This is a genomic window from Phaeobacter sp. CC-HEC084 (genome assembly GCF_059429255.1).
Genome location: NZ_JCAIJQ010000002.1, coordinates 639,986 through 663,306 on the forward strand (window position 1 = coordinate 639,986; position 23,321 = coordinate 663,306).

Sequence of the window (23,321 nt, forward strand, 5' to 3'; positions counted from 1 at the left end):
GGCAAGACAGGTAATCCCGCCTGATCAACAATTTGGCACGTTTACGGCCAGCCCCCCAAGCGATGTTTCCTTGTATTTTTCATTCATGTCGGCGCCGGTCTGCCGCATGGTTTCGATCACCGCATCAAGCGGCACAAAGTGATGCCCGTCGCCGCGCAGGGCCAGCGACGCGGCAGAAACCGCCTTGATCGCGCCCAAACCGTTGCGTTCGATACAAGGCACCTGCACCAGACCTTTGACCGGATCGCAGGTCATGCCCAGATGGTGTTCCAGGGCGATCTCGGCGGCGTTTTCCACCTGTTCGGGGTTGCCACCCATCACGGCGCAAAGACCGGCAGCCGCCATCGCGGCAGCGGAGCCCACTTCGGCTTGGCAGCCCGCTTCGGCGCCCGAGATGGAGGCGTTGAATTTCACCAGCCCGCCGATTGCGGCGGCGGTCAGCAGGAAATCCTCGATATTGCGCTCGGATGCGCCAGGGACGTGATCGAGGTAATAGCGCATGACGGCCGGCAGTACCCCGGCTGCGCCATTGGTGGGGGCGGTTACCACCTGTCCGCCGGCGGCGTTCTCTTCGTTGACGGCAATCGCGTAGACGCTGATCCAGTCGTTGATCGTATGCGGCGCAGTTAGGTTCATGCCGCGCTCTGCTATCAGCGCCTCGTGGATCCCCTTGGCGCGGCGGCGGATGCTGAGACCACCGGGCAGAATGCCGTCGCGCTCCAGTCCGCGGTTGATGCAGTCGTTCATCACCTGCCACAGCCGCGCGGTGCCCTCTTTCAGGCTGATTTCACTGCAGCGGGAGACCTCGTTTGCGCGTTTCATGGCGGCGATGCTTTTGCCGCTGCGCTTCGCCATTTCCAGCATCTCGGCGGCGGATTTGAACGGATAGGGCACTGGCGCGCCTTCGTCCGTCGCCTTGCCTGCCGCCAGTTCTTCCTCGGTCAGGACAAAGCCACCGCCGACAGAGTAGAACACCTGCTGCAGGATCACGTCGCCCTGCGCATCGGTGCCCATCAGGATCATTCCGTTGGCGTGGCCTTCAAGCGTGTGATCGTAGTCGAAGATCAGGTCGGTCTTCGGATCGTAGGCCAGCGTGCCCAGCCCTTCGGGGCTGACCTGACCGGTCTCGCGGATCTGGGCCAGCGCGGTTTCGGCCTTTTCGTCGTCGTAGGTGTCGGGGCGGAACCCGGCGAGGCCCAGGGTGGTGGCACGGTCACTGGCGTGGCCGACGCCGGTAAAAGCCAGCGATCCATGCAGCGAGGCGCGCAGCCCGTGAAAATCAAAGGGCGAGGCGCGCATCTGGTCAAGGAACCGCGCCGCTGCCACCATCGGGCCCATGGTGTGCGAGGACGAGGGGCCGATGCCCACTTTGAACATATCAAAAACGGAGAGGAACATTCAGGTAGCCGATCCTTCTGGGGGATTTGCGTAAACAGGGGCGGTGAAGGGCGCAGAACCCAGACCTTCGGCGGTCTGGGCGGCAGCCGTAGCGGGGCGCTGCTCAAGGCGGTGCAGCATGGCAGAGAGGCGCGGATAGTCGGCCAGATCGAACCAGCTGCGATCCCGGCTCATGGGGTACAGCGCCATCCAGCGCATCAGGCAGGCGAGATAGAGGTCCAGTATCGACGGATCCTCTGCCGCCAACCAGATGCCGCCGTCGCTTGCTGCGCGCTCCAGCGTGCTCAGATGCGTGGTGAGGCGGGCGGTCAGATGACGGTGCAACGTATCCTGCTGCGCCAGATCATCGCCGATGTATTTCTGCGGGTAGAATAACATGCGCAGGTCAGCATGCAGGGTGTTGGACAGAAAGAACAACCACTTCAGCGTCCATCCCCGGTCCGGACTATCCGCCATCGGCAGCAGCGCAGCATGGCGGTCGGCCAGCCACAAAAGGATCGCGCCGGTCTCAAATAGGGTGCCAGCAGGCGTTTCCAGCACCGGGATCAGGCCCTGCGGGTTGAGGTTGCGATAGGCCGGGCTGTCCAGTGCGCCGCCCCGGCGGTCGATCAAAACCGTCTCATAGGGTTGCTGCATCTCTTCCAGCGCCAGGCGGATCACCAGCGAGGCGTTGTCGGGGGCATAGTGAAGGCGGTAGCTGGGCGTCATGGGGCAACCTTAGAAATACTCGTCACAGGGGTAACGTCCGTTTCCGGCGTTTCCAATAGGAAACACGCCAAAGGCTCCGCAGCCGCCAAGGATACATGGCAAAAGCCGTGGAATTGTTTCTCGCCCTTCCGGGGGACATTCTTTATAAGGCCATCAAACCCTTATCACGGAGCCGTTACTATGGCCGGAGAACTGTCACCCATCGACAAGGCAAAATTCGTTGCCGCGAAACGGGCTGCCGATCTGGTCGAGGATGGCATGCGCGTGGGGCTGGGAACCGGATCCACCGCCGCCTGGCTAGTGCGCTGCCTTGGTGAGATGGTTCGCGAACAGGGGCTGAATTTCACGGCGGTGCCGACCTCGACCCGCACGGCAGAACTGGCACGTGAAATGGGCATCCGGGTGATTTCGCTGGATGAGGCCAAGTGGCTCGACTTGACCATCGACGGCGCTGATGAATTTGACGCCGACCTCAACCTGATCAAGGGCGGCGGCGGTGCGCTGTTGCAGGAGAAGATCGTCGCGACCGCATCCGATCAAATGGTTGTTATCGCCGATGCCGGAAAAGAGGTGGAAACACTGGGGGCTTTCCCGCTTCCGGCAGAGGTGATTCCCTTCGGTTGGCAGACCACTCAGGCGTTGATCGAGGAAACCCTTGTTTCTATGGATGTTCTGGGGCGTACAGCGACGCTGCGGATGAATGGTGATGCGCCGTTTGTGACGGATGAAGGCAACTATATTCTGGACCTGCATCTGAAGCGGATCGGCAATTGCCGACAGCTTGCCATGGTGCTGAACCAGATCCCTGGTGTGGTTGAAAACGGGCTCTTTATCGATATTTGTGACACCGTCATCATCGGCTATGGCGATGGTGAGGTTGAAACACGCGATATCAATGAAGGAACCGTGGAGAAGGACAGGCTCGACTTTGTCGAGACCGACAACCTGTTCACGGATCTGGCGGACTGAAAAGGCTGAAATTCCATGAGTTTTGATTATGATCTCTTTGTCATTGGCGGTGGCTCCGGCGGCGTACGCGCGGCGCGGGTGGCGGCTGGCGGTGGTGCCAAGGTCGCCCTGGCCGAGGAAGACCGCTATGGCGGGACCTGCGTGATCCGTGGCTGTGTGCCCAAGAAACTGATGGTTTTTGCCAGCGAATACTCTGGTATGGTTGAGGATGCACAGGCCTATGGCTGGGACATTCAGCCCGGCGCCTTCAACTGGGATGCCTTCAAGGGCAAGCTGGAAGCGGAGCTGGACCGGCTCGAAGGGATCTACCGCAATCTTCTGAAAAACAGCGGTGTCGAAAGCTTTGATGCGCGCGCAAAACTGGTCGACGCCCATACGGTGGAGCTGTCCGACGGGACCCGCAAAAGCGCCAAGCACATCCTGATCGCCACCGGTGGCCGCCCCATCGTGCCGGAATTCCCGGGCAGCGATCTGGCGATCACCTCAAATGATATTTTCCACCTTGATAAACTGCCTGAGAGCATCCTGATTGTCGGCGGCGGCTATATCGCCTGCGAATTTGCCGGCATCATGAACGGGCTGGGCGTGAAAACCACGCAATACTATCGCGGTGCGCAGATCCTGCGCGGCTTCGACGATGAGGCGCGCGGTCTGGTCTCCGACGAAATGTGCCAGGCTGGGATCAACCTGCATCTGGGCACCAATGTGATCGAGATGGCCCGCGAGGGCGACAAGATCCGCGTCAAGGCCACCAATGGCGATGAGGCGCTGTTCGATCAGGTGATGTATGCCACCGGTCGTGCGCCCAATGCCGATGATCTGGGGCTCGAAGGTCTTGGCATCGAACGCGGCCGCAAGGGCGAGATTCTGGTCGATGAATACAGCCAAACCGGGGTGCCGTCTGTCTATGCGATCGGCGATGTGACCGATCGGGTGAACCTGACGCCGGTGGCGATCCGCGAAGGCATGGCCTTTGTCGAAACCGTGTTCAATGGCAACCCGACCAGCCCGGATCATGAGCTGATCCCGACGGCGATCTTCACCCAGCCTGAAATGGGCACCGTGGGTCTGAGCGAGGAAGACGCAGCCAAGCAGGAGCCGATCGAGGTCTATGCGACATCGTTCAAGCCGATGCAGCAGGCCTTTGCCGGGCGCGCCCAGCGGGTGCTGATGAAACTGGTCGTCAGCCAGGCCACTCGCAAGGTGCTGGGATGCCATATCGTCGCACCCGGCGCAGGCGAGATGATCCAGCTGGCAGGCATTGCGGTCAAGATGGGCGCGACAAAAGAAGACTTTGACCGGACCGTGGCGGTACACCCGACCATGTCCGAAGAGCTTGTGACGATGAAGACTCCGGTCCGGACCGCTTGAATTATCGGTTTCGGACCACAGGTTAGGTCGCAGGAAAACATGTGCCGCAAGCATGCGGCAGCAAAGGGATAGGAGACACATGGCGGGAAATAGCGGTGGTCCCTGGGGGGGCGGAGGCTCTTCCGGTGGCGGTGGAGGCAACCGGGGCGATAACAACGGCGGTGGCGGCGGCGGTGGCCGTCGCCCCGAGGATCCTCAGATTCCCGAAATCGACGAGCTGCTCAAGAAGGGCCAGGAGCAATTCCGGGTCCTGATGGGCGGCCGGGGCGGTGATGGCTCCGGTGGTGGTGGTCGCGGTGGTTCCGGCGGCGGTGCGCCGCTGTTCACCAAAGGCACCGTAGCCATTGGCGCGATTGCCGCTGCGGTTCTGTGGGGCATGGCCAGCTTCTATTCGGTCAAGACCGAAGAACGCTCTGTCGAACTGTTCCTTGGTGAATACTGGGATACCGGCCAGCCCGGTCTGAACTTTGCCCCCTGGCCGCTGGTCACCTACGAGGTGATCCCGGTTCTGGTCGAGCAGACCGAGAACATCGGCGCAGGTTCGCGCGGGGTTGATGCCGGGCTGATGCTGACGGGCGATGAGAATATCATCGACGTCGATTTCCAGGTCGTCTGGAACATCAACGAGCCGGACAAGTACCTGTTCAACCTGCGCGATCCGCGGGCCACGATTCAGGCTGTCGCCGAATCCGCTATGCGGGAAATCATTGCCCAGTCCGAACTGGCACCGATCCTCAACCGGGACCGGGGTGTGATTACCTCGCGGCTTGAGGAGCTGATCCAGTCGACGCTGGACAGCTACGACAGTGGCGTGAACATCGTCAGGGTCAACTTTGATGGTGCCGATCCGCCAGAGCCTGTGAAGGATGCCTTCCGCGAAGTGCAGTCCGCCGGTCAGGAACGTGACCGTCTGGAAAAACAAGCGGATGCCTATGCCAACCGGAAACTGGCCTCCGCACGGGGTCAATCCGCACAGACGCTGGAAGAGGCCGAAGCCTATCGTGCTCAGGTGGTCAACCAGGCCAGCGGTGAAGCCAGCCGTTTCTCGGCGGTTCTTGCCGAATATGAAAAGGCGCCTGAGGTGACCCGCAAGCGTCTGTATCTGGAGACCATGGAAGAGGTGCTGGGCAACGTGGACAAGGTCATCATCGACTCGTCCGTCGGCGAAGGCGGCCAGGGCGTGGTGCCTTATCTGCCGCTTAACGAGTTGCGCCGGACGGAGGGCAAGTGATGAAAAAGACTACGTTTATCCTCCCCATTCTGGTGATCGCCGTTGTCGCGGCCCTGTCCGCTGTCTTCATCGTGGACGAACGCGAAAAGGCGCTGGTGCTGCGCTTTGGCCGTGTGGTCGCGGTACAGGAACAGCCCGGTCTGGCCTTCAAGGTGCCGCTGATCGACGAGGTTGTCACCTATGATGACCGGATCCTCAGCCTTGAGGTTGGCCCGCTGGAAGTCACACCCGAGGATGACCGCCGTCTGGTGGTCGATGCCTTTGCCCGCTACCGGATCACCGATCTGCGTCAATTCCGTGAAGCGGTGGGTGCCTCCGGCATTCCGGGCGCAGAAAACCGTCTGGACAAGATCATGCGCGCACAGACGCGTGAGGTACTGGGCTCCGTCAGCTCGAATGACATCCTGTCTTCGGACCGGGCTGCCCTGATGCTGCGCATCCGCAACGGTGCAATCAGCGAGGCCAGCGGTTTCGGGATCGAGGTGATCGACGTGCGTCTGAAGCGTACCGACCTGCCGCAGGCGAACCTCGATGCTACCTTTGCGCGGATGCGCGCCGAGCGTGAGCGAGAGGCCGCCGACGAGATCGCCCGCGGTGAGGAAGCCGCCCAGCGGGTGCGTGCGCAAGCGGACCGGACCGAGGTCGAATTGGTGTCCGAAGCTGAACGCGAAGCCGAAGTCATTCGCGGTGAAGCGGATGCGGAGCGCAACGCGATCTTCGCCGAAGCCTATGGCCGCGATCCGGAGTTCTTCGAGTTCTACCGTAGCCTCACCGCCTATGCGCGGTCGATGCAGGACGGCAATTCCTCGATGGTTCTGTCGCCGGACAGCGAGTTCTTCAACTACCTGAAATCCTCGACCGGTGGAGTTTCGACGCGATAACGCGCTGGTTTCACAGGGTTTCGAAGAGTTTCAAAAATAAAAGGGGGCCGACATTGCGTCGGCCCCCTTTTCATTTGCTCTGCGTGGCTTGCGTCGCGTTGGAGGGGCAGCCGGGCTGACGTCCGCTGCTGGTGTCTCCCCAGCCCTGGTCTGGCGGGAAAAGGCGGGAAAAGGCAGGGGCTGCAAGGAACACCCTGAGCTGCACCAAACCTGCAATTTTGTTCAAAACCTTGTGATGATCGCCGCGCCGGGCATCCTGGTGGATTCTTGGTGCCCTTTAAGTGACGGATTAAATGGGGGAAAATGGCGTGCTCCGGTTCTCTACCGCTTTCACTTTGCCTCGAAGACGTGCAACATTCATTGCAGCGAGGGAGAGAGTCCCTACATTAATCCCATCCTGTACTTCTGCCGATCACGCGTGGAACCGCAGGCAGAGGTCAGGAGGAAAAACCGGAATGGCGATGACAAGGAGTAGTGCCGTGCAAGCACAGGCAATTTCTTATTCGGTTGCGCAGGACAGGACAGGGGCGCCATGGCGGCTTCTGATGCTCGCCCTGATCAGCAGCATCATGGTACTGGCCCAGGTCCTGATGGCCCAGGCCCGCCCCGAAAGCCTGGCACCGCTGGCGGAAAAAGTCAGCCCTGCTGTAGTCAACATCACCACCACGACCGTGATCGAAGGCCGGTCTGGTCCACAGGGGATCGTCCCCGAAGGCTCTCCCTTCGAAGATTTCTTTCGCGAGTTCCAGGACCGCAATGGAAGCAATGGCGGCAATGACCGTCCGCGCCGCTCTTCGGCACTTGGCTCCGGCTTCGTGATCTCCGAAGACGGTTATATCGTCACCAACAACCACGTGATCGAATCCGCTGACGAGATCGAGATCGAATTCTTCCCCGGCGACGGCCAGCCTGCACAGCCGCTCCCGGCGAAGGTGGTGGGCACCGACCCCAATACCGATATCGCCCTGTTGAAAGTCGATGCGCCGATGCCGCTGAAATTCGTGACCTTTGGTGACAGTGACACCGCCCGTGTGGGTGACTGGGTGATTGCGATGGGTAACCCGCTGGGGCAGGGGTTCTCTCTGTCGGCGGGCATCGTCTCCGCCCGTAACCGGGAACTTTCGGGTTCCTATGACGACTACATTCAGACGGACGCAGCCATCAACCGGGGTAACTCGGGCGGGCCGCTGTTTAATATGGATGGCTCGGTTGTCGGCGTGAACACGGCGATCCTGTCGCCTAATGGCGGCTCCATCGGGATTGGCTTTTCGATGGCGTCGAACGTGGTCAGCAAGGTGGTTAAACAGCTGAAGGAATTCGGCGAAACCCGCCGTGGTTGGCTGGGTGTGCGGATCCAGGATGTGACCAGTGACGTGGCCGAGGCGATGGGCATGGACAAAGCCAAGGGCGCTCTGGTCACAGACGTTCCCGAAGGTCCGGCACAAGAGGCTGGCATGCTGGCGGGCGATGTGATCCTCAGCTTTGACGGCAACGATGTCGAAGACACCCGCAGCCTGGTGCGCACCGTGGGCAACACCGAGGTCGGCAAGACCGTGCGCGTGATCGTCTACCGTGAAGGCAAGACTGAGACGCTCAAGGTCACGCTGGGTCGTCGTGAAGATGCCGAGCGCAAGGCCGGTCCTGCCGGTGGGGACGATACCCCGCAGGAGCAGACCGAGAAGCAGCTTCTGGGTCTGTCGGTTGGCGTTCTGAACGACCAGCTACGTGGTGAGCTGAATGTCCCCGAAGGCACCAATGGTCTGGTGATCCTGTCGGTCGACGAAACCTCGGAAGCCTGGGAGAAGGGGCTGCGCGCAGGTGATGTGATCACCGAAGCCGGGCAGCAGAAACTCTCTGGCATCAGCGATCTGGAGGCCCGTATCGACGAGGCCAAGGAAGCAGGCCGCAAGTCGCTCCTGCTGCTGGTCCGCCGCAACGGTGAGCCGCGTTTCGTGGCGCTCAATCTGGCGGAATAATCCACGGACCTGCCGCCGGGCGCGGCGCAGGACTTCGTGCAAAAGGCCGGGCATTGTCCCGGCCTTTTCTATTTGGTGCCGGAGGCGGGTGGCGCCACGCTGGGCTCTGGGCTCTGGGCTCTGGGCGCGAATAGAAAAGAGCCATGTGCTGGCGGGCACATGGCTCTTGTAGGTACAGGCGGGCATTGGGATGGAACGGTAAATGCCTGCCCTTGAAATGACCTTCGCAGATCAGCGGTCCCGGCTCTGTGACCCAGTTCACACCAATGTCAGAAAATGTGTTTTTGGATTGTTTGGCTCAGATTAGTTCCGGTTCCGCAAGCAGGCCCAGGGCCGTGCGATCGAGGATCTGCAGGGCGCCGCGGTTGATTTCGATGATGCCGCTGCGTTTCCAGTTCGACAGTGTTTTCGACACCGCCTCGCGGGTGGCGCCGACGAATTCGGCAAGCTCACTTTGCGACAGTCCCAGTCGCCCGTCGCCGCTGTCCGGGGTAAGGTACAGCAATTTACGGGCCAGCCGGACCGGCATCGGCAGAAACACCTGTTCGTTCAGCTGTGCATTCATCCAGCGCATGCGCTGCCCCGCCAGTCGCAACAGGTCCCCGGCCAGTTCGGGATGTTGCTGGATCTGAGCCAGCACATCCCGGTTGCGCAGTCGCCGGATACGGCTGGGCTCGCTGGCGGTGACTGTCGCGGTGCGAGCGCCCGGATCAAACAGGGCAATCTCTCCAAACACCGCTCCGGGGCGCATCAGATCAAGCGTCAGCTTGCGCCCGGCGATGGACAGGATCGAGAACTCCAGGGCGCCTTCGATGATGGCATAAAGCGCATCGCCGGTATCGCCTTGTTCGAACAGAACTTCGCCTTGGGACAGCCGGATGTCACTGGCCTGGCTTTCCAGCATCTGCCGCAGCGGCGCCGAGGCCCCGGAAAGGAACCCTGTGTCCGGCAGGCGGTCATGTCGCATCGTGTCATCTCCGCAGAGGTTTGCCCGGGATGCCGTTGGTCGGCGCCGGTACGGTCTTTTGCGCCAGACACTATCAGAGGCGGGGCGGGCGGGGAACTGCTGTTGCGCTTACGATTTCGGGATCGCGATCAGGCCCAGACGGCGGGCGCTGTCCAGCGACAGAATGTGGCTCTCAAGGCCGTGTCGCTGCTGATAGCGCAGGATCGCCTGCCGCGTGGGCCGGTCCAGCTTGCCGGTAACGCTGCCCTTGTAGTGCCCCCGCACGGCCAAGGCGCGCTGTAGCGAGGCGATGAAGTCCGGCGTCATGTCGACGGGGCAGGTGATCTGCAGCCAGCTTTCGGTGCGCGGGCGCACGATGTCCTGCCGGGTTTCGGTGCGGAAGACAGCGGGCTGAACAATCCGGCCATCGGCGTCGCGCTGTTCCGGCTCGGCCAGAACCTGGACAGTTACCGTTTCGATGATGGCGGGGCTGACGTGGCGGTCCCAGCAACTGTCCGGCGCCGCGCCGGGCGGGGCAGCAGGTCGGGAGTGCGCATTAGCCCCGGTGCCGGGAGCACTGGCCGGTGTACAGGCGCTGAGCGCTGCGAATGTCAGAAGGATGACCGAGGACTGGAGCGGGGGCCGCCGCAGCAACACTGCCAGATGTCTTATCTGGGGCGGCATCGACGGGCGTTTCAGCTGTCGTATCTGGAGCCTCGGCAAGGGGGCGCTGATCATATGCTCGGACCTCTGAGGGTCTGCAGGCAGACCGGCGGGTTTTGCCGCAGGTTAGTCCATTTTCTGCACTGGCGCAAAGGCCGGATCCTCGCTGCGTCCCTGACGGCTCAGCAGGATGTCCAGCATGCCCGAGATATCCTCGATCCCTTCGGCAATCACATGGGTGACACCGTCGCCGCGTTGCAGGCGGCCGTTGATCCGCAGAAGCCGCCCGGAAATGACGGCGCGGCGGTAGGCCTCGTATACCTTGCGCCAGACGATGACATTCACCACCCCGGTTTCATCCTCCAGCGTGATGAAGATTACCCCTTTGGCGGTGCCGGGGCGCTGGCGCAGGATCACCAGCCCGGCCACCGTGACGCGGGCCTGTTGCGGTACCCGCGCCAACCGGTCGGCCTGCAGGCAGGCGGGCGGGCGAGGCCATCCGAGGGTGGTGCGGCTGTGTTGTGGTGGGGCGGGTGTCATCGTGACGCTTTGGTGGTTTGGAAATTTAGGAACAAAAATAGAACATGTATCGTCAAAGTCCACCCCTGGGCCGGGTCAGGGCAGATTGCACTGGTGCAGCGGCGGGGCCTTGGATAAACAGGCGGGAAGGACCGAGAAGGGGAAGAAACGACCATGGCAAAGATTACCTATGTCGAGCACAACGGCACCGAGCATGTTGTGGAAGTGGCCAACGGGTTGACCGTGATGGAAGGCGCGCGGGATAACAATATTCCGGGGATTGAAGCCGACTGCGGCGGCGCCTGTGCCTGCTCCACCTGCCACGTCTATGTCGATCCTGCCTGGGTCGAGAAGCTGCCCGCCAAGGACGACATGGAAGAGGACATGCTGGATTTCGCCTTTGAGCCCGATCCCGAGCGCTCCCGTCTGACCTGTCAGCTGAAGGTGACGGATGCTCTGGACGGTCTCGTTGTAAAGATGCCCGAAAAGCAGATCTGATGAAGTTGCCGGGGATGGGAGCGCGGCGTCTGCCGTTACGATCCTGGCCCTGGTCCATTCGCCGCGCCGGGCAGGTGTTATGCATGTGGCTCCTGTGGGGGACCTCCCTGTCGATCGGTTCTGCCTCTGCGCAAGTGGTCGGAGTTGATAACGGACAGGGCGCCCCGAACGGGACTGAAGAAATCCTGTCCGCCGAGTATACCGGCCCGACCACACGCTATGCCCATGGCGTTCTGGGGGACGCGGTGGAGTGGTTCGGCCTCTCCCTGACACTCGCAGGGCCGAATGGCACCGCTATGCGTGTCGAGATCGAATTACCCAAGGATCACGTGTTCGAGGATCTGAAACCGCGCCTCGTGGATCTGTCACTGGATGGCCGTGCCGATGCCGTCATGGTCGTGGAAACGGATATGGCGCAGGGGGCGGCGCTGGCGCTTTATGGCGCTGGTGGGAAGATCGCGGAGACGCCACACATCGGGCAAAGCAACCGCTGGCTGGCCCCTATCAGCGCTGCAGATCTGGATGACGATGGCCATGTGGAGCTTGCCTATATCGACCGACCGCATCTGGCCAAGACACTGCGCATCTGGCGCTATGACGGCAGGACGCTGACCGAGGTTGCAAGCCTGCCTGGGCTGACCAATCACCGGATCGGGCAGGATTTCATCACCTCCGGCATTCGCAACTGTGAAAACGGCCCCGAGATTGTGACCGCCAATGCCAGCTGGTCCCGCATCATGGCCTCCCGCCTGACCGTCGCGGGGATCAAGACCCGCGACATTGGCCCCTTTTCCGGGACGCAGTCGGTTGAGGATGCCCTGACCTGCGAATAAGGCAACATGCCTGCCGAGGTGCGGCGCCGACGCAAGGGCTGGAAGCATTCAGTGAATGCGCCTCAGCGGGCGGGAGGGCGACGATGCACCCTCGAAGCAGACCTCTCAGACAGGGCGACGAAAGGTCAGCGAGGTTGGCTGGTCATAGCCGGGATGCGCCGTGGCGCCGACCTGTACAAATCCCAGCCTTGAAAAGGCCTGGTGGTTTTCCACCAGCTCCACGCGGGTTTGTAGCTCCACGGCGGGCAGGCCCAGTTCCCTTGCCCGCTGGACGGCGTGATCCACCAGAATGCGCGCCAGTCCGGCGCCGCGGCTGCTTTCCTCCACCGCCAGTTTTCCAAGATACAGACAGTCCGGTTTCGGGGTCAGGAACACGCAGGCCAAGGGCGGCGTGCCCAGGATCCAGATCTCGCCGCGTCGGCATTGTTCCTGCAGCGCCTCTACCGTCAGACGCCGCATCGAGGAGGGCGGGTCAATGCGCCCCTCCATGAAGGCAAAGCTGCGCCGGATCAGGTCGAGAACCGCCGACAGACGTGGATCCGATGCGGCTAGGCGCTCCGGTGTCAGCCGTGAGGAAACGCCAGTCACGGGCTGTTGCCGCTCACCACGTGATCGCCGCCGATATCCCCGAGCGAGGAGAACAGGCTGGCGGTATTGTTGGCTCCAACCTTTTTCAGAAGCCGCGCCCGGTGCACCTCGACCGTGCGATAGCTGAGCGTCAGGATCCGGGCGATCTCCTTGCTGGTCTTGCCTTCACGCAGCAGGGAATAGACTTCGCGTTCGCGCCGGGTGAGGGGTTGATAGGGGCGCACGCCCGACAGGTCGGCAAAGCTCCAAACCGCGCGGCCCAGCGGCTCATCCGGGGTAAAGGTATGGCCCCGCACCCGCACCCAGAACAGATCCCCGGTCTTGCGTTTCATCACCCGCTCGTCCCAGTAGGGATTGCCCTGTCCAAGGCTCTTGTCACCGCGGTTGCGCAGGTTCTGGAACTCTTCGTCCGACGGATAGAGAAAGGAAAAAAGCTGGTCCAGCAGCTCTTCGCGGGCATAACCAAACATGTCGCAGAACCGTTGATTGCATTCCCGCAGCACGCGGTTTTCCGTCACCACGATGCCGACAGGGGAATATTCAAAGGCAAGTTGTGCCAGATCGCGGTCGGCATAGAGCCTGTCCAGCGTGGCGGGATCCGGGTGTTTGTCCATTGTGCATTGTGCCTCCCAGGCTTGACCCAAGTTAGTAACCTACCGCAAAGCCGCTGAAAACACTTATAGACAGCGCAAAAGCCGCAGGGCGGGCCGGGCAATGGGCGCGCTTTCAGGTCAGGATATAGTTCTGCGGTGTCATCGGCGCGGGTGGGGTTTGCTCCAGATGGTCGCAAAGAGAAATTTCGGCCGTCCGGCACACCGCATCCAGCGGCAGGCCGTTCACGGTTTCGCCGAACGGGTGCGACAATTCCTCGGTCACTTCGGCAAGGCCGAAGAACACATAGGCCACGATGGCGACAAAGACGGGGGTCATCCAGCCGGTGCTTTCCAGCAGCGCAAAGGGGATCAGCAGGCAGTAGAGATAGGTGGTCCGGAACACCAGCAGCGAGTAGACGTAAGGCAGAGGCGTCGCGGCGATCCGTTCGCATCCGGCCTGGGCCAGGGTGATCGAGGACAGGCGCTCTGACAGCGCCTTGCGGGCAAACCCGTCAGGCGCGGATTTTGCGGCCAATGTCGTCATCCGGTTCATCACGGCGCAGGGCGGATGCGGCGCTTGCGAGAAATCCTCACCGGCCCATGCGTTTGCCTGCGTGAAATCCGATGATTTGCGCAGGTTGATCCGGTGCAGGTGGATGAACCCCAGCGCCAGTCGCAACAGCTGCTGCCGATCTTCGCGCTGCGGCAGGAACAGCTCCGCATCGCGGCCAAGCGCCCGCAGATCGGCAAGCAGCTGCCCCCAGAGGCAGCGCCCCTCCCACCAGCGTTCATAGGCGGCGTTGTTGCGAAAACCGAGAAACAGCGACAGGGCCACGCCGAAGACCGCAAAGGGCGCGGCGTTGGTGTGGGGCAGCGCAAGAACATGCCCGTCCAGCCAGACCACCACAGCGGCCAGTGCGGAGACCGCAAGAATGCGCGGCAGTATGCGGGGCAGGACAGAGCCACGCACCGCAAACAGCAACGCCACAATGCCGGGCTTTTCGCGCAGGATCATCGGCAGGGTCCTTCAACAAAGGTGGGAGTGGTCAACTGAGGGCTGCCCCGGACCAGGTCGGCAGCCCCCGGAAACTGTACCTGCTACGACAGGGCGCGCCAGCCGATGTCACGGCGGAAGAACCCGTCTTTCCAGTCGATCTGGTCGACCATCGCATAGGCCCGGTCGCGGGCTTCAGCCAGGCTGTCGCCGCGGGCGGTGACGTTCAGCACCCGGCCGCCATTGGCCAGAACCTTGCCGCCGTCTGCCTTGGTGCCGGCATGGAAGACCATGTTGCTGCTGTCCTCGGGCAGGGCATCCAGACCGCCGATCTCGGTGCCTTTTTCGTAAGAGCCGGGATAGCCGTTTGCCGCCATGACAACGGTGATGGCGTGGTCATCGCCCCAGTTCACCTGCGCGTCACTCAGGCGGCCTTCGGCGGCGGCGTGCATCAGGTCCAGGGCCTGGGCGCCAAGACGCATCATCAGAACCTGACATTCCGGATCGCCAAAGCGGACGTTGTATTCCACCAGGCGGGGCTGACCGTCCTTGATCATCAGACCGGCATAAAGAACGCCCTGATAAGGCGCGCCGCGCCGGGCCATTTCGGCCATGGTGGGTTTGACGATCTCTTCCATGGCGCGGGCTTCGATCTCGGCCGACAGGACTGGCGCCGGGGAATAGGCGCCCATGCCGCCGGTGTTGAGACCGGTGTCGCCTTCGCCGACGCGTTTGTGATCCTGCGCGGTGCCGATGGACAGCACGTCCTCGCCATCCACCAGTACGAAAAGCGAGGCTTCCTCGCCCTCCATGAACTCCTCAATCACTACCTCGGCGCCGGCGCCGCCGAAGCTGCCACCGAACATGTCCTCGATGGCATCCAGCGCGGTCTGTTCATCCATCGCGACGATGACGCCCTTGCCAGCGGCCAGACCGTCGGCCTTGACCACGATGGGAGCGCCTTGTTGCTTCACATAGGCCTTGGCGGCCTCGGCATCGGTGAAATGGCCATAGGCTGCGGTCGGCGCCTTGGCCGCGTCGCAGATCTCCTTGGTAAAGCTTTTGGAGGCTTCCAGTTCCGCCGCTGCCTGCGAGGGGCCAAAGACCAGAATGCCCGCCTCACGCAGCCGGTCGGCAACGCCAGCGGCAAGCGGCGCCTCGGGGCCAACGATGACGAAATCGATGGCGTTTTCCTCGGCAAAGGTCACCACCGCGCCGCCTTGCTCGATATCAAGGCTGGCACAATCGGCGATCTGGGCAATGCCCGCATTGCCCGGCGCCACGATCAGCTTGTCGCATTTGGGGTTCTGCATCACCGCCCAGGCCAGAGCATGTTCGCGCCCGCCACTGCCAAGGATAAGGATATTCATCGCGTCTTCTCCGGTCTGTCCGCCCCGGAAACGGAGCGTATATCGCCATGCGGCAGCGGCCTGTCTGGAGCAGGAAATGACACCTGCGCCGGGGGCTTGCCATGCTTGTCGCGGGTTCTATGCTGCGCGGGCCTGTAAAACAAGAACTGCGTATGGTCGCAGGCCTGCCGCCACCTCAACTGCCCAGATAACAGTCCGAAAGATCCGCCGATGTCCGACCTGCTCGACGATCCCACCCCCGGTCAGAACGCGCCGGAATTCACCGTTTCCGAGATCTCGGGCGAGGTGAAACGCACCCTCGAAAGCACCTTTGGCCGGATCCGTGTACGCGGCGAGGTAGGGCGGGTGTTCAAGGCGCGTTCGGGGCATCTGTACTACGACATCAAGGACGACCGGAACGTGCTGGCCTGTACCACCTGGAAAGGTCAGGTCGCGGGTCTGTCGGTGGTGCCCGAAGAGGGGCTGGAGGTGATCGTCACCGGCCGCCTCACGGCCTTCGGGGCGCAGTCCAAGTACAACATGAACGTCGAAGAGGTCGCGGTCGCCGGGCAGGGCGCGCTGATGGCGCTGCTGGAAAAACGCAAGAAACAGCTGGAGGCCGAGGGTTTGTTCGCGCCTGAGCGCAAGAAACCACTGCCTTATCTGCCGGGAATCATCGGGGTCGTGACCTCGCCTTCGGGGGCGGTGATCCGCGATATCCTGCACCGGCTGCGAGACCGGTTCCCGCGCAAGGTTCTGGTCTGGCCAGTTGCCGTTCAGGGCAGCAATTGCGCCCCGGAGGTGACCCGCGCCATCGAAGGTTTCAACCGCATGACCCCGGGCGGCGCTCTGCCGCGCCCCGATCTGATCATCGTGGCGCGCGGTGGTGGCTCGATCGAGGATCTCTGGGGCTTCAACGAGGAAATCGTGGCCCGGGCAGCAGCGGCCTCGGATATTCCGCTGATCTCTGCCGTGGGGCACGAAACCGACACCACGCTGATTGATTTTGTATCGGACCGTAGGGCGCCGACGCCGACGGCGGCGGCCGAGCTGGCGGTGCCAGTACGGCTGGATCTTCTGGGCTGGAGCGAGAATCAGGGTGCCCGGCTGGCGCGTGCCGCGGGGCAGGCGGTGCAGCTGCGTCGCCAACGCCTGAATGACCTGTCGCGCGCCTTGCCCCGCCCGGAAACCTTGCTGGAAACGCCCCGGCAGCGGCTGGATCAGGCCAGCGATGGCTTGCCGCGTGCGCTGACCTCGGTGGTGCAGCGCCGCCGCGTACAGCTGAGCGAGGCGGCGGCAAGCCTGCGCCCCTCCACCCTGCGGCAGCTTGTGGCGGGGCGGACGGACCGTTTGCGCAACCTGTCATCGCGGCTGTCCTTGCGACCCATCCAGCAGGAAATCCAGCGGCGTCAGGATCGGATCACCCAGCTGGGCCAGCGGCTGGACACTGTGCAGCGGCAACGGCTTGACCGGCAGCGGCAACAGCTTTCGGCGGCGGGGCGGCAGCTTGAGATCCTCAGCTACAAGGCAACGCTGGAGCGTGGCTATGCTGTGGTGCGGTCCGGTCAGACCGTCATCACCACCCGCGCCGCGGCCGAAAAAGCGGGGCCATTGGAAATCGAGTTCAAAGACGGACGGCTTGATCTGGGCGGTGCACCTGCGCCAGCCACAAAGGCAGGCGGAGGGGGGGCGTCGGCAGCAAAGCCAAAGGCCAGCAAGCCCAAGGCCAAACCAAAGAGCTCCCCGGATGATGGGGAGCAGGGATCGCTGTTCTGATAGCAATTTGATCCTGCCGACCCGTACTTCACTATTCGGCGCGGAGTGAGCGCGCGTCAGACCCCGACGTCGGGGCCGAGGCAGATCATCTCTTCGCCGATATCCTCGGCCTCATAAAGCTCGGTGGCTTCGGGGTCATTCTGGAACCGCGCGCTGAGACCGTTGGGGGTAAGGGAGAACCGCCAGCACTGGGGATCATTGCGGTCCTCATAGAGGAAACAGATCTGATCGGCTTGCTGGTACCAGTGCCCTTCCTGACAGCGGCCATCGAGGAAGGACCAGATGACACGGCGGTTCGGCAGATAGCGTTCTACCCCGTAGGCGGTGCCATCAAAGCCATAGAACAGCGTCTTGCCCCGGGTGTAGCTGTCGAACTCCTCAGCGCCCATCGGCTCAGCGGCTTTGCCCATCCCGGGGACAGCCAGCAAAGCGCAGAGGGGAATCATCAACAAGGTCCGCATGGAGTGAAGTGTGCCAGACAGGTGGGGCTCAGTCCAAGCCTTCGGACCGCTTGCCGCTCAGTTTGGCCAGTTCCCGCCCCATCTTGCGCCGCCAGAGGGAGGGGATCAGCGCAATCGCGCCCATCACGGGCAGGGAATGCGGCAGTGTCGGCATATCGGGCGTCAACTGCAGTTCGGGGAACCGGCGGGCGGGCACGACGTGGTGGTCGGAATGGCGCGGCGCGTTCAGCATCATCGCCGAAGAATACCAATGCGGTGCGTTCCAGGAATGCTGCGGCCCGACGGGCACCGGGCGGCCCGAGTCACGGGTTTGGCGCAGCAGCCCGTAGTGCTGCACGTAATCGGCGAGAAAGATCTGCATCTGCGCATGGGCTGTGGCAAACAGGAAAAGAAAGAGGGCGATGACGCCGCCCGCCAGATAGGCGGCCGCGCAGCACAGCAAGGCGATAGCGATATAGGCCACATAAGGATGGCTGAGGGTCGAAGGGGGGACCTGCTTGCGCTGCCGCGCGGCGTTTTCAGCAGCCAGCCCTGTGCGAAAAGAGCCAATCCAGGCCCGCAGCAGGAACCGGTAAAAGCCTTCGCCGCGCCGGGCCGTATTGGGGTCCTGTGGGGTCGCTACATGCACATGATGCACTTTCAGATGCGCCGAGGCATGGTGCCCGATCAGCATGGTGGCATAGACCAGAACACCGAGGCGGCGCAAAGCCCGGGTTGGGCGGTGGATCAGCTCATGCGCGTTGGGATGTGAGGTCTGCCCCATGAACAACCCCTGCGCCAGAACTAGCGGTATCGCCCCGTTCCAGCCAATCCGGGGCAGGGCCGTGGCCACTGGCAGCAGCAAGGCAAAATGGGCAAGAGCCAACGCGACCTGAAGCGCCTCTGCGCCGCGCGCGCTGGTCTGGTTCTGCGCCCGTTGCCCGATCCGGTCCAGTAGCAGCACCAGTACGGACATGGATCCAAGGGCTGCCCAGCTCCAGACCCCGCCCCAGAGGCTGGCAAGCCCGATCAGAACGGGCGGCGTCAGGCTGGCAATGGAAAACCAGAACATGGGGCGGTCCTTGTGCAAGTGCAAAGGGATGAAGGCGTGCTTTTCCCTTGGTTACCTTTGACCGAAGCCATCGCCTCGGGCAAGCATGCGGGGCAATGACGCGCTGCATCCGCCGCAGCAAGATGAGGCAGGGGAGAGAGGCCAGAATGGAAACCGTATTGCTGAGTGCCGCGGCAGGCTGCGCGCTGGCCTATCTGTTTTTCACCGCGCGCCCCGCAGGCCTGTTGCGCAGTGTTCTGAAAACCGCCTCTGTCGCCTTGCTGGCTGTGCTGGCGCTGATTGCCGGGGCACCGGCGCTGCTGGCGCTGGGGCTGCTGCTCTGCGCGCTGGGCGACTATTGCCTGTCCCGCGATGGGGAGGGGGCCTTCATGGCCGGGGTCGGGGCCTTTGCCGCCGGGCATCTGGCATATGTTGTGCTGTTCCTCAGCACGCCTGGAAGCGATCCCGGGCGTCTCTTGCAGATGTCAGGCCTCCTCATCTTGACCGCGCTGGTCCTTCTGGGCGGCATCATGGTGCGGGTGCTGGCGCCGCGCGCAGGGGCGCTGAAGGGCGCGGTGCTGGCCTATATCCCGATCATCCTGTCGATGGGGGCGGCGGCCGCCACCCTACCCGGGCAGGGCGCGTTGGTCTGCGCGCTGCCTGCTGCCCTTGCCTTTGTCGCATCGGACGTGGTTCTGGCCTTTGAAACTTTCGTACTGCCCGAGGGGCACCGGTTTCGCCGGATTGCCCCCTATGCGGTCTGGCCGCTCTATTGGGGCGCCCAGCTTGGCTTTTGGTATGCATTTTCCTGACCTCAGGGCTGTCATCCGCTTTGCAACCGCGAGCAAACCGCATTAGGTGAGTTACAGACTTACTGCGGAGACTCCGATGGCGTTTTTCACAAAGCTCAAGGACCGGTTGTTCAAATCCTCTTCGAAACTGGAGGATGGGCTGGATGCAATTGTTGCGGAAGGGGCCGACGAGAAGGCCGAGGATAAGGCTCCCGTCGAAAACACCGCCGCACCTGAAACCGAGTCTGAGGCCGCACCGCAAGTTTCGGAGCCTGTTGCGGAGGAGGTGCCTACGCCGCAGCCTGTCGCGACTGAACCGAAGCCCGCCGCCCCCAAACCTGTTGCTGAACCAATCCCCGAACCAGAGCCTGAAAAGCCGCAGAAATCGCCGGGGCTGCTGGGGCGGCTCATGGGGCGCGCCGGGGGCACTGCGCCGCGCCGGGTGCTGGACGACGATATGCTGGAGCAGTTGGAAGAGCTGCTGATCGCTTCGGACATGGGGGTGGATACGGCCCTCCGGGTGACCGCGAATATGGCCGAAGGCCGGTTCGGAAAACGCCTGTCCACGCAGGAAATCAAGGAACTGCTCTCGGCCGAGATCGCCCGCGTGATGGAGCCGGTGGCCAAGCCGCTGCCGATCTACGCCAAGCGGCCGCAGGTGGTGCTGGTTGTCGGCGTCAACGGATCCGGCAAGACCACCACCATCGGTAAGCTGGCCAGCCAGTTCAAGGCAGCGGGTAAGAACGTGGTGATCGCGGCCGGCGATACCTTCCGCGCCGCGGCGGTGGAACAGCTGCAGGTCTGGGGCGACCGCGCCGGGGTGCCGGTGCTGACCGCGCCCGAAGGATCGGATCCGGCGAGCCTCGCCTTTGACGCTATGACCCGCGCCGAAGCGGACGGGGCGGATCTGTTGCTGATCGACACGGCAGGGCGGCTGCAGAACCGCGCCGATCTGATGGAGGAGCTGGCCAAGATCGTGCGGGTGATCCGCAAAAAGGACGAGACCGCGCCGCACAATACGCTTTTGGTGCTGGATGCGACCACTGGCCAGAACGCGCTGAACCAGGTCGACACCTTCCAGAAACTGGCCGATGTTTCGGGGCTGGTGATGACCAAGCTGGACGGCACCGCCAAGGGCGGCGTGCTGGTGGCGCTGGCGGACAAGTTCGGCCTGCCGATCCATGCCATCGGTGTGGGTGAGCAGATCGATGACCTTGCGCCCTTTGATCCGGAAGAATTTGCCGCGGCCCTGACCGGGCTGGACCGATCTTGAGCCGCCGGTTCGTCGGCCGGATGAGGTCCACTGTCCCGGCGCCGTCGCGCCCTGAGGGCCACCGCGGATGAGCGACTGGCTGATCTCGCTGGAGGGCACCGAGGCGGGCCACCAGGCTGCATTAATGCTGGCCTTGATGGCGGCTTTCCTGCACGCGGTCTTTGGTGCACTTCAAAAAGGGCGTCACGATCCCTGGCTGTCACGCGGGGCGATTGACGCCTCCTACGGGCTGATGGCAGCCCCGTTCGCGCTTTTCGTCGTGCCCTGGCCCGAGCCGCATATGTGGCCGATCTTTGCCGTGGTCTGGGTCATTCACGTCGCCTACAAGGTTCTGCAGGCGCTGGCCTATACCAAGGGCAGCTATACGGTGGTTTATCCGGTGGTCCGAGGCACTGGCCCGCTATTCACCGTCATCGGCGCCTATTACCTATTCTCCGAGACCTTCACGGTGATGCAATGGATGGGCGTTGCGGTGCTGCTCATGGGGATTTTTGGTTTGGCGGCCTATAACTACCGCTATCTGGAAACCAACCGCGACACGCTGATGGTGGCGCTGGGCCTTGCGGTTCTGACGGGGCTGTTTGTGGCACTTTACACCACCTACGACGCCTATGGCATCCGCGCCACCGCGAACCCGTTCACCTTTCTGGCCTGGTTCTTCATGATCGACGCAATAGCCATGCCTCCGGTCGCCTACCTGCGCTGGCGCAAGATGGCAGAGCGCCCGGATCCGGGGCCGCTTTTGGTCCGGGGCGTCTTTGGCGGGCTGGTGGCCTTTGCCTCCTTCGGGGCGGTGATGCTGGCGACCCGGCTCGACAAGGTGGGCGAAGCGGCGGTGCTGCGGGAGACCTCGACCGTCTTTGCCGCGCTGATCGGCTGGCTGGTGCTGAAAGAAACCGTGGGGCCGCGGCGTATTGCGCTGATGTCCCTGATCGCGCTGGGCGCGGTGATTGTGGAAGTGGGCGGCTGACGCGGGCCGCCGGAAGACAACCGAACAGGAGCGCCAATGGCTGGCAAGAAAATCAATCCGATCCTGAAGATGGTGCTGGAGTTCGGCCCCATTGTTCTGTTTTTCATCGGCTATCTGAAGCTGAAGGATGAGATCTTTCTGATCGGGGGCGAGGAATACAAGGGTTTCATCCTGGTGACGGCTGCCTTTGTGCCGCTGATGATGATGTCGACTGCTGCCCTGTGGAAACTGACCGGGCACCTGTCGAAGATGCAGCTGGCGACGCTGGTTCTGGTCGTACTGTTCGGCGGGCTGTCGGTTTGGTTCAACGACGAGCGGTTCTTCAAGATGAAGCCGACGATGATCTACCTGTTGTTCGGCGGGCTGCTAGCCGTCGGGCTGATGCGCGGCGAAAGCTGGCTGAAGGTGGTGATGGAAGAAGTCATGCCGATGGAAGAAGCGGGCTGGATGATCCTCACCCGGCGGATCTGCGGCTTTTTCCTGGGGCTGGCCGTGGCGAACGAGGTGATCTGGCGGTTCTTCACCACCGACACTTGGGTCTATTTCAAGACCTTCGGTCTGCCGGTGGCGATGTTCCTCTTCTTCATGACCCAGGGACCGCTGTTGCAGAAATACGGTCTTGAGGAAGAGGAAGAGGTCGAAGACCCCAAGGCGTGAATTTCCGGGGCGCAGGGCTCCCGCGCCTGTGTGGCGCATCAAGGATGCGCCACAAACAGCCTTGGGCCGGGCAGCGCGCAGGGCGCGCTGCGGTTGGCATCATGAAGGCGCTGTCAGCCCTTGCCGCCAAATAGGATTTCCTGCGCCTTGCTGTCCGAGCGGTCGGCGCGCAGATCGGCGTGGAGGGCACGCCCTGCTACCAGGCCGGGGCGTTGCCACAGAAGGTCCAGCCAGCGGGCCAGATGCGGTTTGTCCTCCAGCGTCTGTTCCTGCCCTTCCCAGAGCGACGCCCAGGGCCAGATCGCCATATCGGCGATGGTGAATTCATCCCCCGCCACATATTCGTTTTCGGCCAGTTGCCGGTCCAGCACGCCATAGAGCCGGGCGACCTCGGACCTGTAGCGGTCCTTGGCATAGGGCAGGTCCTCGGGCGCGTATTTCAGGAAGTGATGCGCCTGACCAGCCATCGGGCCAACCCCACCCATCTGCCACATCAGCCATTGATCCACCATTAGGCGCGCCCGTTCATCGCTGCCGTAGAAGCGCCCGGTCTTGCGGGCAAGATACTGCAGGATGGCGCCGCTTTCGAACAGGGAGAGGGGGGCATCGCCTGGGCCAGCGGGATCGACAATCGCGGGCATGCGGTTGTTGGGGGCGATCTTGAGGAACTCCGGCGCGAATTGATCGCCTTTGCCGATATTGATCAGATGCACCCGATAGGGGAGGTCCATTTCCTCAAGCGCGATAGAGACTTTCCAGCCGTTCGGCGTTGGCCAGTAGTAAAGATCGATCGGTTCCTGCAATGCCCTGTTCCCTTATCCGGTGTCGCCAGTGATTGGCTGCGCC

Annotated in this window: 24 protein-coding genes; 12 read left to right on the plus strand and 12 right to left on the minus strand. The window is 62.7% G+C overall.

What is annotated here, in order from left to right; translation table 11 throughout:
- Positions 1-24: 24 nt before the first annotated feature.
- Both AC5SSZ_RS03470 and AC5SSZ_RS03475 read right to left on the minus strand, forming a co-directional pair.
- Positions 25-1,398, minus strand: a complete 1,374-nt coding sequence (locus AC5SSZ_RS03470) for an L-serine ammonia-lyase (RefSeq protein ID WP_495436953.1) — start codon at positions 1,396-1,398, stop codon at positions 25-27.
- On the minus strand, positions 1,399-2,106 hold the full coding sequence (locus AC5SSZ_RS03475; protein ID WP_495436955.1) for a glutathione S-transferase family protein: 708 nt from the start codon (positions 2,104-2,106) through the stop codon (positions 1,399-1,401). It lies immediately after the preceding gene.
- A 180-nt stretch (positions 2,107-2,286) separates the two neighbouring features.
- Between AC5SSZ_RS03475 and rpiA the strand changes: the two genes are divergently transcribed.
- From rpiA to AC5SSZ_RS03500, 5 genes are all read left to right on the plus strand, one after another.
- On the plus strand, positions 2,287-3,075 hold the full coding sequence (gene rpiA / locus AC5SSZ_RS03480; RefSeq protein ID WP_274828289.1) for a ribose-5-phosphate isomerase RpiA: 789 nt from the start codon (positions 2,287-2,289) through the stop codon (positions 3,073-3,075).
- Positions 3,076-3,090: 15 nt separating this feature from the next.
- The gene (gene gor / locus AC5SSZ_RS03485; protein ID WP_274828290.1) at positions 3,091-4,446 is read left to right on the plus strand and encodes a glutathione-disulfide reductase; all 1,356 of its coding nucleotides are present in this window, start codon (positions 3,091-3,093) and stop codon (positions 4,444-4,446) included.
- Positions 4,447-4,525: 79 nt separating this feature from the next.
- Entirely contained in the window at positions 4,526-5,677 is a 1,152-nt protein-coding gene (hflK, locus tag AC5SSZ_RS03490; RefSeq protein WP_065270861.1) for an FtsH protease activity modulator HflK, read from the plus strand.
- On the plus strand, positions 5,677-6,558 hold the full coding sequence (gene hflC / locus AC5SSZ_RS03495; RefSeq protein ID WP_065270860.1) for a protease modulator HflC: 882 nt from the start codon (positions 5,677-5,679) through the stop codon (positions 6,556-6,558). Before hflK ends, hflC begins: the two co-directional genes overlap by 1 nt.
- Positions 6,559-7,103: 545 nt before the next feature.
- Positions 7,104-8,534: a Do family serine endopeptidase gene (locus tag AC5SSZ_RS03500; RefSeq protein ID WP_237028448.1), complete on the plus strand. Its 1,431-nt coding sequence runs from the start codon at positions 7,104-7,106 to the stop codon at positions 8,532-8,534.
- A 298-nt stretch (positions 8,535-8,832) separates the two neighbouring features.
- Here AC5SSZ_RS03500 and AC5SSZ_RS03505 read toward each other — a convergent pair whose 3' ends face one another.
- The 3 genes from AC5SSZ_RS03505 to AC5SSZ_RS03515 form a co-directional block, all read right to left on the minus strand.
- Positions 8,833-9,501, minus strand: a complete 669-nt coding sequence (locus AC5SSZ_RS03505; protein ID WP_065270858.1) for a Crp/Fnr family transcriptional regulator — start codon at positions 9,499-9,501, stop codon at positions 8,833-8,835.
- Positions 9,502-9,609: 108 nt separating this feature from the next.
- Positions 9,610-10,134: a peptidoglycan-binding domain-containing protein gene (locus tag AC5SSZ_RS03510; protein ID WP_495436960.1), complete on the minus strand. Its 525-nt coding sequence runs from the start codon at positions 10,132-10,134 to the stop codon at positions 9,610-9,612.
- A 135-nt stretch (positions 10,135-10,269) separates the two neighbouring features.
- Positions 10,270-10,683, minus strand: coding sequence for an OB-fold nucleic acid binding domain-containing protein (locus AC5SSZ_RS03515; RefSeq protein WP_495436962.1), 414 nt, complete (start codon positions 10,681-10,683; stop codon positions 10,270-10,272).
- Positions 10,684-10,836: 153 nt separating this feature from the next.
- Between AC5SSZ_RS03515 and AC5SSZ_RS03520 the strand changes: the two genes are divergently transcribed.
- Positions 10,837-11,160 (plus strand): 2Fe-2S iron-sulfur cluster-binding protein, encoded by a 324-nt coding sequence (locus AC5SSZ_RS03520; protein WP_065270855.1) that lies wholly within the window; start codon positions 10,837-10,839, stop codon positions 11,158-11,160.
- An 83-nt stretch (positions 11,161-11,243) separates the two neighbouring features.
- The gene (locus tag AC5SSZ_RS03525; RefSeq protein WP_495436965.1) at positions 11,244-11,993 is read left to right on the plus strand and encodes a VCBS repeat-containing protein; all 750 of its coding nucleotides are present in this window, start codon (positions 11,244-11,246) and stop codon (positions 11,991-11,993) included.
- A gap of 105 nt (positions 11,994-12,098) precedes the next feature.
- Here AC5SSZ_RS03525 and AC5SSZ_RS03530 read toward each other — a convergent pair whose 3' ends face one another.
- The 4 genes from AC5SSZ_RS03530 to purD all read right to left on the minus strand — a co-directional run bounded on the left by AC5SSZ_RS03530 (position 12,099) and on the right by purD (position 15,538).
- Complete coding sequence (locus AC5SSZ_RS03530) at positions 12,099-12,581, minus strand: GNAT family N-acetyltransferase (RefSeq protein ID WP_495436967.1); 483 nt, start codon at positions 12,579-12,581, stop codon at positions 12,099-12,101.
- A complete protein-coding gene (locus AC5SSZ_RS03535) occupies positions 12,578-13,195 on the minus strand; it encodes a LuxR C-terminal-related transcriptional regulator (RefSeq protein ID WP_495436970.1) in 618 nt (205 codons plus the stop codon). Before AC5SSZ_RS03535 ends, AC5SSZ_RS03530 begins: the two co-directional genes overlap by 4 nt.
- A 112-nt stretch (positions 13,196-13,307) precedes the next feature.
- On the minus strand, positions 13,308-14,189 hold the full coding sequence (locus AC5SSZ_RS03540; RefSeq protein ID WP_495436972.1) for a bestrophin family protein: 882 nt from the start codon (positions 14,187-14,189) through the stop codon (positions 13,308-13,310).
- Positions 14,190-14,272: 83 nt separating this feature from the next.
- Positions 14,273-15,538, minus strand: coding sequence for a phosphoribosylamine--glycine ligase (gene purD / locus AC5SSZ_RS03545; protein ID WP_065270852.1), 1,266 nt, complete (start codon positions 15,536-15,538; stop codon positions 14,273-14,275).
- Positions 15,539-15,748: 210 nt separating this feature from the next.
- Here purD and xseA point away from each other — a divergent pair, with 210 nt between their 5' ends.
- Positions 15,749-17,293 carry an exodeoxyribonuclease VII large subunit gene (gene xseA / locus AC5SSZ_RS03550; protein ID WP_495436974.1) on the plus strand — a complete coding sequence of 515 codons (1,545 nt, stop codon included), beginning with the start codon at positions 15,749-15,751 and terminating at the stop codon, positions 17,291-17,293.
- Positions 17,294-17,349: 56 nt separating this feature from the next.
- Here xseA and AC5SSZ_RS03555 read toward each other — a convergent pair whose 3' ends face one another.
- Both AC5SSZ_RS03555 and AC5SSZ_RS03560 read right to left on the minus strand, forming a co-directional pair.
- Positions 17,350-17,739, minus strand: coding sequence for a hypothetical protein (locus tag AC5SSZ_RS03555; protein WP_237028416.1), 390 nt, complete (start codon positions 17,737-17,739; stop codon positions 17,350-17,352).
- 43 nt (positions 17,740-17,782) lie between these two features.
- Positions 17,783-18,805, minus strand: coding sequence for an alkane 1-monooxygenase (locus AC5SSZ_RS03560; RefSeq protein WP_495436976.1), 1,023 nt, complete (start codon positions 18,803-18,805; stop codon positions 17,783-17,785).
- 146 nt (positions 18,806-18,951) lie between these two features.
- Here AC5SSZ_RS03560 and AC5SSZ_RS03565 point away from each other — a divergent pair, with 146 nt between their 5' ends.
- The 4 genes from AC5SSZ_RS03565 (at position 18,952) to AC5SSZ_RS03580 (ending at position 22,475) form a co-directional block, all read left to right on the plus strand.
- Complete coding sequence (locus tag AC5SSZ_RS03565; protein ID WP_495436978.1) at positions 18,952-19,596, plus strand: lysoplasmalogenase; 645 nt, start codon at positions 18,952-18,954, stop codon at positions 19,594-19,596.
- Positions 19,597-19,672: 76 nt separating this feature from the next.
- Positions 19,673-20,848 carry a signal recognition particle-docking protein FtsY gene (gene ftsY, locus AC5SSZ_RS03570; RefSeq protein ID WP_495436980.1) on the plus strand — a complete coding sequence of 392 codons (1,176 nt, stop codon included), beginning with the start codon at positions 19,673-19,675 and terminating at the stop codon, positions 20,846-20,848.
- A gap of 67 nt (positions 20,849-20,915) precedes the next feature.
- Positions 20,916-21,818, plus strand: coding sequence for an EamA family transporter (locus AC5SSZ_RS03575; protein ID WP_274828302.1), 903 nt, complete (start codon positions 20,916-20,918; stop codon positions 21,816-21,818).
- Positions 21,819-21,854: 36 nt separating this feature from the next.
- Positions 21,855-22,475 carry an inner membrane-spanning protein YciB gene (locus AC5SSZ_RS03580; RefSeq protein ID WP_495436983.1) on the plus strand — a complete coding sequence of 207 codons (621 nt, stop codon included), beginning with the start codon at positions 21,855-21,857 and terminating at the stop codon, positions 22,473-22,475.
- Positions 22,476-22,588: 113 nt separating this feature from the next.
- Here the strand turns inward: AC5SSZ_RS03580 and AC5SSZ_RS03585 are convergent, their stop codons facing one another.
- Entirely contained in the window at positions 22,589-23,278 is a 690-nt protein-coding gene (locus AC5SSZ_RS03585) for a glutathione S-transferase N-terminal domain-containing protein (RefSeq protein WP_495436985.1), read from the minus strand.
- Positions 23,279-23,321: the final 43 nt, after the last annotated feature.